The sequence below is a fragment of the Corynebacterium sp. MSK006 genome, from assembly GCF_030232385.1.
Classification (GTDB): domain Bacteria; phylum Actinomycetota; class Actinomycetes; order Mycobacteriales; family Mycobacteriaceae; genus Corynebacterium; species Corynebacterium frankenforstense_A.
This window is the reverse complement of sequence record NZ_JASPJZ010000019.1, coordinates 50,173-59,573: the sequence shown is the minus strand read 5'-3', so window position 1 is coordinate 59,573 and position 9,401 is coordinate 50,173. Positions and strand designations below refer to the sequence as shown.

General features: G+C 72.1%; 9 protein-coding genes. 7 read left to right on the top strand and 2 right to left on the bottom strand.

What is annotated here, in order from left to right; translation table 11 throughout:
• Both QQA02_RS10145 and QQA02_RS10140 read right to left on the bottom strand, forming a co-directional pair.
• On the bottom strand, positions 1-508 hold a 508-nt coding region (locus tag QQA02_RS10145; RefSeq protein ID WP_284864208.1), incomplete at its 3' end, for a hypothetical protein.
• On the bottom strand, positions 505-831 hold the full coding sequence (locus QQA02_RS10140; protein ID WP_284864207.1) for a hypothetical protein: 327 nt from the start codon (positions 829-831) through the stop codon (positions 505-507). The genes QQA02_RS10145 and QQA02_RS10140, both read right to left, overlap by 4 nt.
• A 59-nt stretch (positions 832-890) precedes the next feature.
• Between QQA02_RS10140 and upp the strand changes: the two genes are divergently transcribed.
• The 7 genes from upp to QQA02_RS10105 all read left to right on the top strand — a co-directional run bounded on the left by upp (position 891) and on the right by QQA02_RS10105 (position 9,226).
• Positions 891-1,535, top strand: a complete 645-nt coding sequence (upp, locus tag QQA02_RS10135; protein WP_284775748.1) for a uracil phosphoribosyltransferase — start codon at positions 891-893, stop codon at positions 1,533-1,535.
• A 102-nt stretch (positions 1,536-1,637) separates the two neighbouring features.
• Entirely contained in the window at positions 1,638-2,228 is a 591-nt protein-coding gene (locus QQA02_RS10130) for a helix-turn-helix domain-containing protein (protein ID WP_284775749.1), read from the top strand.
• Between the two features lie 138 nt (positions 2,229-2,366).
• Entirely contained in the window at positions 2,367-3,572 is a 1,206-nt protein-coding gene (locus QQA02_RS10125; protein ID WP_284775751.1) for an amidohydrolase, read from the top strand.
• Between the two features lie 209 nt (positions 3,573-3,781).
• Positions 3,782-5,218: an NAD(P)H-quinone dehydrogenase gene (locus tag QQA02_RS10120; protein ID WP_284775752.1), complete on the top strand. Its 1,437-nt coding sequence runs from the start codon at positions 3,782-3,784 to the stop codon at positions 5,216-5,218.
• A gap of 321 nt (positions 5,219-5,539) precedes the next feature.
• Positions 5,540-7,054, top strand: coding sequence for a 2-methylcitrate dehydratase PrpD (prpD, locus tag QQA02_RS10115; protein ID WP_284775754.1), 1,515 nt, complete (start codon positions 5,540-5,542; stop codon positions 7,052-7,054).
• Entirely contained in the window at positions 7,054-7,980 is a 927-nt protein-coding gene (prpB, locus tag QQA02_RS10110; RefSeq protein ID WP_284775758.1) for a methylisocitrate lyase, read from the top strand. Before prpD ends, prpB begins: the two co-directional genes overlap by 1 nt.
• Before the next feature lie 97 nt (positions 7,981-8,077).
• The gene (locus tag QQA02_RS10105; protein WP_284775760.1) at positions 8,078-9,226 is read left to right on the top strand and encodes a bifunctional 2-methylcitrate synthase/citrate synthase; all 1,149 of its coding nucleotides are present in this window, start codon (positions 8,078-8,080) and stop codon (positions 9,224-9,226) included.
• The last annotated feature ends 175 nt before the right edge of the window (positions 9,227-9,401 follow it).

The window sequence follows — 9,401 nt, the reverse complement described above, 5'->3', positions numbered from 1 at the left end:
GCGCCGCGTCGAGGCCCGTGGGCCTGGTGAAGGCGCCCTCGGGGACGGCCCCGGAGGCCTCGGCGGCCCGGCCGGCGACCTGCTCCAGGCGGGCGGCCAGCGGGGCGAGTTCGGCGGCGAGGCGCTCAAGGCGCTCCTCGGCGCGCAGGCGGGCGTCGGTGAGAATGCCGATGGCCTCAGCCATCGCGGCCGGTGCCACCGGGTTGCCGGGCATCGCCATGGGCAGGGCGGTGCGGATGAGCCGGTCGAGGGTCTCGGCGACCAGCGCGGTCAGGTCGTGGCGCGCGCCGTCGGCCAGCGCGGCGGCCTCGGCCGCCACCCCGGTCAGCTCCCCGCGCTCTTGCTCGAGGATCGCGCCGGCACGCAGGTAGGGCTCGGGGTCCCCGCCGAGCAGCGGGCCGAGTGCCCCGGCCGCGGCGAGGTCGGGAAGCTCGGGGGTCTCCACGCCCGGAAGCCCGGGCGGGCGGGCGGCGGCCAGCGGGGCGATGGCGGAGGCGAGGTCGATCATCGCGCCTCACCGCCGCCCGCGCCGAGCCGGTCGTGGGGCAGGGCGGCGCCCAGCGCGGCGTCGTCAGTCTCTATGGCCTCCACGGCGCGCAGGCTGTCGGCGGCGAGCCTGCCGGCGCGCTCGGCCAGGCGCTCGCCGGCCTCGCCGAGGGTGTTCACCGCCTGTTCCAGGGCGCGGCGGTAGACCGCGTAGACGGGGGTCGCGGGCAGCACCTGCGGCAGCGGGCGGGTGGCGCGCGCTCCAGCTGCGAGGTCGGCGGCCAGCACGCGGGCGTATTCGGTGTCCAGGTCGAGGGTGTGTGGCGGGGACGTGAGTTTCTCCATACTCTCTTTGACCGGCCCGCACCCCTCGGCGGTTCCGTGGAGAACCTAGGATTGTGCCCATGGACATCACCGTGGTCGATCATCCCCTGGCCGCCTCGCGGCTGACCCTCATGCGCGACGCGCGCAGCGACAACGCCGCCTTCCGGGCCGCCCTCGCGGACCTGGGCGCGATGCTGATCTACGAGGCCTCCCGCGACCTCGAGGTCGAGCACTTCGACACCGTCACCCCCGTGGCCACCGCGGAGGGCACCCGCCTGAAGGAGCCGCCGATCGTGGTGCCGGTCATCCGTGCCGGACTCGGCATGATCGACCCGGCGCTCTCCATGATCCCGGACGCCCAGGTCGGCTTCATCGGCCTGGCCCGCGACGAGGAGACCCACGAGCCCGTGCCGTACCTCGAGGCGCTGCCCGAGGACCTCTCGGGCCGGCCCGTCTTCGTCGTCGACCCGATGCTGGCCACCGGCGGCTCTCTGCTGCACGCCATCCACCTGCTGGTCGCCCACGGCGCCACCGACATCACCGCCGTGTGCATGGTCTCCGCCGAGCCGGGGGTCAAGGCCCTCTCCGAGTCCGGGCTGCCGGTGCGCCTGATCACCGCCGCGATCGACCCCTCGCTCAACGAGGACGCCTACATCGTGCCGGGCCTCGGCGACGCCGGCGACCGCCTCTACGGCCCGCGGAACATGGACCTGGACCACATGTGATCCGCCACGCTGGGTGCGCCCCCGCGTGCACCGTCTCCCAATCGGCTCCGTGACCACCATGGTTGGCGGACAATGCTCGCCGCGGTGGGCAGAGTTGGAGCCATGGAGAAAACTTCGGAGCCTCATTGGCGTAGCTTCGCGCTTGCCCTGGGCACCCGGGTCCGCCGGCTGCGCGTGATGCGCGGGCTGACCCAGCAGGAGCTCGCCGAGGCCTCGGGGCTTTCGCGCAACACCATCAGCATGTGGGAGCGCAACGAGACCAACCGCAAGGGCGCGACCGACCCGACGCTGTCGAACGTCTACGCCGTCGCCCGCGCCCTGGACGTGCCGCCGGCCGTCCTCCTCCCCGACGCCACGCACACCCCGGGGCCGCGCTCCACCGACGCCGGCGTGCTCGACATCGACATGCGCTGGCCGGCGGCCGAGGGCGACACCCTGACCTTCCGCGAGCGCGAGCTCCTCGGCGTCCACCAGGCGCGCGAGACGCGCGAGTCCCGGAAGGACCCGGGCAAGAGGCCGGGCACCCGCGGCGGGCGCGGGCTCAACCGCCCCGGACGCTTCCCGCGCCCCGGCGGCCGCGGGGTGCCGGGCATGGACGGGCCCGGTAATGGACGGTCGGGCAAGGACCGTTCGGGTGAGAGTTGGCCGGGCGAGGGCGGGTCGGGCGGGGACGGACCCGGCGCGGACGAGTGAGCCGACGAGTCAGCGGAACCCGCACCGTAACGGCCCGGGCCGAAGTCGCCGGGTACTAAGATCGGGGGAGTATTTGTGCCCGGTCCCCGGGCAGCCGCAACCCCGGCCCGCGGAGAGTAGGAAGGCAGCGCGACGCACGTGCGCATCATCGACTCAGTGGACTCCTGGCTGCGTGAACACCACGACGAGGTGGTCTCCTGGCGCCGGCACCTCCACGCCCACCCCGAGCTCTCCCACATGGAGGAGGACACGACCCAGTTCCTGGTCGACCGCCTCGAGGAGCACGGGCTGGAGCCGAGGCGGTTCCCCGGCACCGGCCTGATGGTCGACATCGGGCCCGCCGAGGGGGAGCGCCTGGCGTTCCGCGCCGACATCGACGCCCTGCCGATCACTGAGCGCACGGGCCTTCCCTTCGCCTCGGAGGACACCGGGGTCTGCCACGCCTGCGGCCACGACGCCCACACCACGATCGCGCTGGCCCTGGCCTGCGCCCTGGCAGACTGCGCCGACCAGCTGCGCACCGGGGTGCGCGTGATCTTCCAGCCGGCCGAGGAGGTCCTCGACGGTGGCGCGCCGGAGGTCATCGGCTTCGGCGCGCTCGACCGGGTCGCGGCCATCTACGCCGTGCACGCCGAGCCGAAGCTCAAGGTCGGCCGCGTGGGCCTGCGCACCGGGGCGATCACCTCGGCGACCGACCTCGTCGACATCAAGGTCACCGGCCCGGGCGGGCACACCTCCAGGCCCCACATGGCCGGCGACGTCGTCTACGCCCTCGGCCGCCTGGTCACCGACCTGCCCGGCCTGCTCTCCCGGCGCATCGACCCGCGCACCGGCACCGTGCTCGTCTTCGGCACCGTCAACGCCGGCTACGCGCCCAACGCGATCCCGCGCCAGGGCAACGTCACCGGCACGCTGCGCACCGCGGACATGGGCGTCTGGCGCGAGATCGAGAGCCAGTTCACGGAGATGGTCCACCAGGTCGTCGCCCCGACCGGCTGCGAGGCCCACGTCCACTACACCCGCGGGGTGCCGCCGGTGCTCAACGACGACGTGGCGACCTCGATGCTCGCCGAGGCCGTGACCTCCCTGGACCCGCACGCGGTGGTCCAGGCCCCGCAGTCCAGCGGCGGCGAGGACTTCTCCTGGTACCTCGAGCACGTGCCCGGCTCCATGGCGCGCCTGGGCTGCTGGTCCGGCGAGGGCCGCATGCAGGACCTCCACCAGGACGACCTGGTCGTCGACGAGCGCGCCCTGGCCGTGGGCGTGCGCCTCTTCGCCGCCACCGTGGACCGCTACCACCGCTCCGAGCCGCCGGCGACGGCCGGCTCCGAGGCCTCCGAGTAACCCCGCCGGCCCGCCGCCGCCCGCGGTGCCGCAGCCGCGCCAGCCCGCTGCCGCCCGCGGTGCAGGGGTGGGGGCACACCCCCGGAGTTCCGTATTTCGAATGCCCCCAGCCCGGCGGTTGGCGGGGGCCTCCGTTAAGCTTGGGCGCGTACTGCCATCACTGTGAAGCACGCCGGGCACGCGCACAATTGTGTCGTGCCCCAAACGGTATGTCTGAAACCACTGCGGAGGAGAACCCGTTGTCCAAGCGCATCGTCATCATCGGCGGAGGACCGGCCGGCTACGAGGCGGCCCTCGCCGGCGCCAAGTACGGCGCCGATATCACCCTCATCGAGGATCGCGGCATGGGCGGCTCGGCCGTGGTGCTCGACTGCGTGCCCTCCAAGTCCTTCATCGCGGGCGCGAACATCCTCACCGACCTGCGGCGCGCGGAAGACATGGGCCTCAGCCAGAAAGCGGCGGAGGCCCCTTTCCATGTCGACGCCCTGAACAACCGTGTGCGCCGGCTCGCCCGCAAGCAGTCGGCCGACATCTACTCCCAGATGCGCCGCGCCGGCGTGACCGTCATCGACGGCCACGCGAAGTTCGAGTCGCGCACCGGGAAGCTGGCCACGCACTTCGTGCGCGTGGAGCACGCCGACGGCGCGGAGAAGACCTTCGAGTGTGACCTGGTGCTGGTGGCCACCGGCGCTCACCCGCGCATCCTGCCCGGCGCCCAGCCGGACGGCGAGCGCGTGCTGACCTGGCGTGACGTCTACAACCTCAAGGACCTTCCCGAGCACCTGATCGTCGTCGGCTCTGGCGTCACCGGCGCGGAGTTCGTCTCCGCCTTCGCCGAGCTCGGCGTGAAGGTGACCATGGTCGCCTCCCGCGACCGCATCCTGCCGCACGACGACGCCGACGCCGCCGACGTCCTGGAGACCGTCCTGTCCGAGCGCAACGTCCACCTGGTCAAGCACGCCCGCGTCGAGTCCGCCGAGAACACCGGCGACGGCGTCATCGTGCGCACCACCGACGGCCGCGAGATCGAGGGCTCGCATGCCCTGATGACCGTCGGCTCCATCCCGAACACCGACGGCATGGGCCTGGAGGGTGTCGGCGTGCAGCTGACCAAGTCCGGCCACATCCACGTCGACCGCGTCTCGCGCACCAACGTACCGGGCATCTACGCCGCCGGCGACTGCACCGACCTCTTCCCGCTGGCCTCCGTGGCCGCCATGCAGGGCCGTATCGCCATGTACCACGCCCTCGGCGAGGGGGTTACCCCGATGCGCATGAAGACGGTGGCCAACGCCGTGTTCACCCGCCCCGAGATCGCCGCCGTGGGTGTCACCCAGGCCCAGGTCGAGTCCGGCGAGATCTCCGCGCGCACCATCACCCTGCCGCTGCAGACCAACCCGCGCGCGAAGATGCGCTCGCTGCGCCACGGCTTCGTCAAGCTGTTCTGCCGCCGCCACTCCGGCATCGTCATCGGCGGCGTGATCGTCGCCCCGACGGCCTCCGAGCTGATCCTGCCGGTCGCCCTCGCCGTGAGCAAGAACCTCACCGTCGCCGACCTCTCCGAGACCTTCTCGGTCTACCCGTCGCTGTCGGGCTCGATCACCGAGGCCGCCCGCCGCCTCGTCGCCCACGACGACCTGGACTAGCCTCCCGGCACCTTAGCGCCGATCCCGCCTTCCCCGGCGGGGTCGGCGTTTCCGCGTCTCCGGGGAGATTGACGACGTCCCGGTGGCGCCCGTGCGAGGTCACGTTACCCCCCGGTCGCGGGCGCTTCGCGCCCGCGCGCGCCGGACGCCGCAGGTGGGCGCGCACGGGGGAGATGTGCGACGTCGGTAATCGAAGAAAACTATCCCGCTAAAAGTGAGAGGCGACACAACAGATGCTTTAGGGTGGGCAGCACCACACCATGCCGTGCGGGGCCGGACCGGCCGCGCACCGCCCGACACGAAGCGAGGAGTCGCCACGCAATGATCGAGCACACCGTCCGCTCCCACCGCTCCGCGGAGGACTTCCCCTACGAGGAGCACCTGGCCCACAAGATCGCGCGCGTCGCCGCCGACCCGGTCGAGGTGCCCGCCGAGACGGCCGAGATGATCGTCAACCGCATCATCGACAACGCCGCCGTCAGCGCCGCCTCCGTGCTGCGCCGCCCGGTCACCGTCGCCCGCCGCCAGGCCGAGGGGCACCCCGTGGCCGAGCGCGGCGCCGCCGTCTTCGGCGTACCCGGGCGCTTCTCCGCCGAGTGGGCCGCCCTGGCCAACGGCACCGCGGTGCGCGAGCTCGACTTCCACGACACCTTCCTGGCCGCCGAGTACTCCCACCCCGGCGACAACATCCCGCCGATCGTGGCCGTCGCCCAGCACTCCGGCGCCAGCGGGCGCGACCTGATCCGCGGCATCGCCACCGGCTACGAGATCCAGGTCGACCTCGTGCGCGGCATCTGCCTGCACGAGCACAAGATCGACCACGTCGCCCACCTCGGCCCCTCGGTCGCCGCCGGCCTGGGCGCCCTACTGCACCTGGACGTCGACACCATCTACCAGGCCATCGGCCAGGCGCTGCACACCACCACCGCCACCCGCCAGTCCCGCAAGGGCCTGATCTCCTCCTGGAAGGCCTTCGCCCCGGCCTTCGCCGGCAAGATGGCCGTCGAGGCCACCGACCGCGCGATGCGCGGCGAGGGCGCGCCCGCCCCGATCTGGGAGGGCGAGGACGGCGTGATCGCCTGGCTGCTCTCCGGCCCGGACGCCGAGTACACCGTCCCGCTCCCCGCCGAGGGCGAGGAGAAGCGCGCCGTCCTGGACACCTTCACCAAGGAGCACTCCGCCGAGTACCAGTCCCAGGCGCCCATCGACCTGGCCCGGCGCATGCGCGAACGCGTCCTCGACGCCACCGGCGGCGACCTGGCCAAGGTCGAGTCCATCGTGCTGCACACCAGCCACCACACCCACTACGTCATCGGCACCGGCTCCAACGACCCGCAGAAGTTCGACCCGGACGCCTCGCGCGAGACCCTCGACCACTCGATCATGTACATCTTCGCCGTCGCCCTCGAGGACGGCGACTGGCACCACGAGCGCTCCTACGCCCCCGAGCGCGCCCACCGCCCGGGGACCGTCGAGCTGTGGCGCAAGATCTCCACCGTCGAGGACCCGGAGTGGACCCGCCGCTACCACTCGACCGACCCGGCGGAGAAGGCCTTCGGCGCCCGTGCCGTGGTGACGCTTGCCGGCGGCACCGTCATCGAGGACGAGCTGGCCCTGGCCGACGCCCACCCGGGCGGCAACCGGCCCTTCGCCCGCGGGCAGTACATCGCCAAGTTCCGCACCCTGGCCGAGGGCGTGGTCGACGACACCGAGCAGGACCGCTTCCTCGAGGCGGCCCAGGCCCTGCCCGAGCTCGACGACCTCGGCGAGCTCAACATCGAGCTGAGCGCCGAGAAGCTCGCCGAGGCCCCCGAGACCCCGGAGGGGCTGTTCTGATGGCCGGCCTCTACTCCTCGCAGATCACCCCCACCGAGCGGCGCCGCCGCCTGCGTGCGGCGCTGTCCGGGCCGTCGATCGCCCGGCTGCCCGGCGCGTTCTCCCCGCTGGTCGCCCGCGCGATCGGGGAGGCCGGCTTCGAGGGCGTCTACGTCTCCGGCGCCGTCGTCGCCGCCGACCTGGCCCTGCCGGACATCGGCCTGACCACGCTCACCGAGGTCGCCGCCCGCTCCCACCAGATCGCCCGGGCCACCGACCTGCCCGTGCTCGTCGACGTCGACACCGGCTTCGGCGAGCCGATGTCCGCCGCGCGCACCGTCTCCGAGCTCGAGGACGCCGGCGTGGCCGGCTGCCACTTCGAGGACCAGGTCAACCCCAAGCGCTGCGGCCACCTCGACGGCAAGGAGGTCGTGCCCGCCGACCTGATGGTCCGCCGGCTCTCGGCGGCCGTGCGCGAGCGCCGCGACAGCGAGTTCGTCATCTGCGCGCGCACCGACGCCGCCGGGGTGGAGGGCATCGACTCCGCCATCGAGCGCGCGAAGGCCTACCGCGACGCCGGCGCCGACCTGATCTTCACCGAGGCGCTGCACACCGAGGACGAGTTCGCCCGCTTCCGCGAGGCTGTGCCGGACGTGCCGCTGCTGGCCAACATGACCGAGCTCGGCAAGACCGAGCTGCTGCCCGCCGGCCGCCTCGAGGAGCTCGGCTACGACGCCGTGATCTACCCGGTGACCACGCTGCGCATCGCCATGGGGCAGGTCGAAAAGGCCCTCGGCGAGATCGCGGAGAGCGGCACGCAGACCGGCTGGGTCGACCGCATGCAGCACCGCGCCCGGCTCTACGAGCTGCTGCGCTACGCCGAGTACAACGACTTCGACCAGTCGGTGTCCGCCTACTCCCGCGAGAACTACGACCCGAGCAACTGACAGGACCGTAAGCAACCGCAAGGAACCACATCCGCCCGGCCTCACCGGCCGGTCACCCCGGCCGCCCGGCCGGCGGAACACGAGAGGAACCACGACCATGACCGAGCAGAACGAGCAGAAGATCTACAAGGGCCTGGCCGGCGTGCTGGCCGACTACACCGCCGTCTCCAAGGTGATGCCCGAGACGAACTCCCTGACCTACCGCGGCTACCCCGTCCAGGACCTCGTGGAGAACTGCTCCTACGAGGAGGTCACCTACCTGCTGTGGAACGGGGAGCTGCCCACCGCCGAGCAGCTCGCCGAGCACAACGCCGCCGGGCGCTCTTACCGCGAGCTCGACCCGGGCCTGGTCGCCGCCGTGCACTCCCTGCCGGAGACCTGCCACCCGATGGACGTCGTGCGCACCGCCGTGAGCTACCTGGGCACCAAGGACCCGGAGCTGTTCACCCCGGACTCCGACCACATCCGCCTGGTCGGCCACCACCTGCAGGCCCAGCTGCCCATGGCCATCGCCCTGGACATCCGCCGCCGCGCCGGCAAGGGCGTGATCGCCCCGGACCCGGACAAGGGCGTGGCTGAGAACTTCCTGACCATGGTCTTCGGCACCGAGGAGGGCTCGCCGGCGACGAACCCGGAGGACATCCGCGCCTTCGAGCAGTCCCTGATCCTCTACGCCGAGCACTCCTTCAACGCCTCGACCTTCACCGCGCGCGTGATCACCTCCACGCGCTCGGACACCTACTCCGCGATCACCGGCGCCGTCGGCGCGCTCAAGGGCCCGCTGCACGGCGGCGCCAACGAGTTCGTCATGCACGCCATGGCGGAGATCGACGACCCGGCCAAGGCCGCCGACTGGGTCAACGCCCGCCTGGACGCCAAGGACCTGATCATGGGCTTCGGCCACCGCGTCTACAAGCGCGGCGACTCGCGCGTGCCCAGCATGGAGAAGGCCTTCCGCGAGCTGGCCCGCCGTCACGACCAGGAGAAGTGGGTCGAGATGTACGAGAACATGCAGGAGGCCATGGACGCGCGCACCGGCATCAAGCCCAACCTGGACTTCCCGGCCGGCCCCGCGTACCACATCCTGGGCTTCCCCACGGACTTCTTCACCCCGATCTTCGTGGTCGCCCGCCTGGCCGGCTGGACCGCGCACATCGTCGAGCAGTTCGAGAACAACTCGCTGATCCGCCCGCTGTCCGCCTACAACGGCCCCGAGCAGCGTGCCGTCGCGGACGCGAAGCGCTGATTCATTCACCCCGTGATTTCCGACGCCCGTGGTGCGCGCACCACGGGCGACGTCGTGTGAGGGGTGGCCGTTTCCGGCCTTTCAGAGTGTTTGATTACACTTTTGGGAGTACGCGTATTCACGCGCACAATCTGCAGGCGCGCGGTCGGGCCCTGCGCGCCGGGCTCACGGAGAA

Excerpts from the sequence above, each read along its gene's own strand:
- QQA02_RS10140 (WP_284864207.1), bottom strand. The coding sequence starts at position 831 with ATGGAGAAACTCACGTCCCCGCCACACACCCTCGACCTGGACACCGAA.
- upp (WP_284775748.1), top strand. The coding sequence starts at position 891 with ATGGACATCACCGTGGTCGATCATCCCCTGGCCGCCTCGCGGCTGACC.
- QQA02_RS10130 (WP_284775749.1), top strand. The coding sequence starts at position 1,638 with ATGGAGAAAACTTCGGAGCCTCATTGGCGTAGCTTCGCGCTTGCCCTG.
- QQA02_RS10120 (WP_284775752.1), top strand. The coding sequence starts at position 3,782 with ATGTCTGAAACCACTGCGGAGGAGAACCCGTTGTCCAAGCGCATCGTC.
- prpD (WP_284775754.1), top strand. The coding sequence starts at position 5,540 with ATGATCGAGCACACCGTCCGCTCCCACCGCTCCGCGGAGGACTTCCCC.
- prpB (WP_284775758.1), top strand. The coding sequence starts at position 7,054 with ATGGCCGGCCTCTACTCCTCGCAGATCACCCCCACCGAGCGGCGCCGC.
- QQA02_RS10105 (WP_284775760.1), top strand. The coding sequence starts at position 8,078 with ATGACCGAGCAGAACGAGCAGAAGATCTACAAGGGCCTGGCCGGCGTG.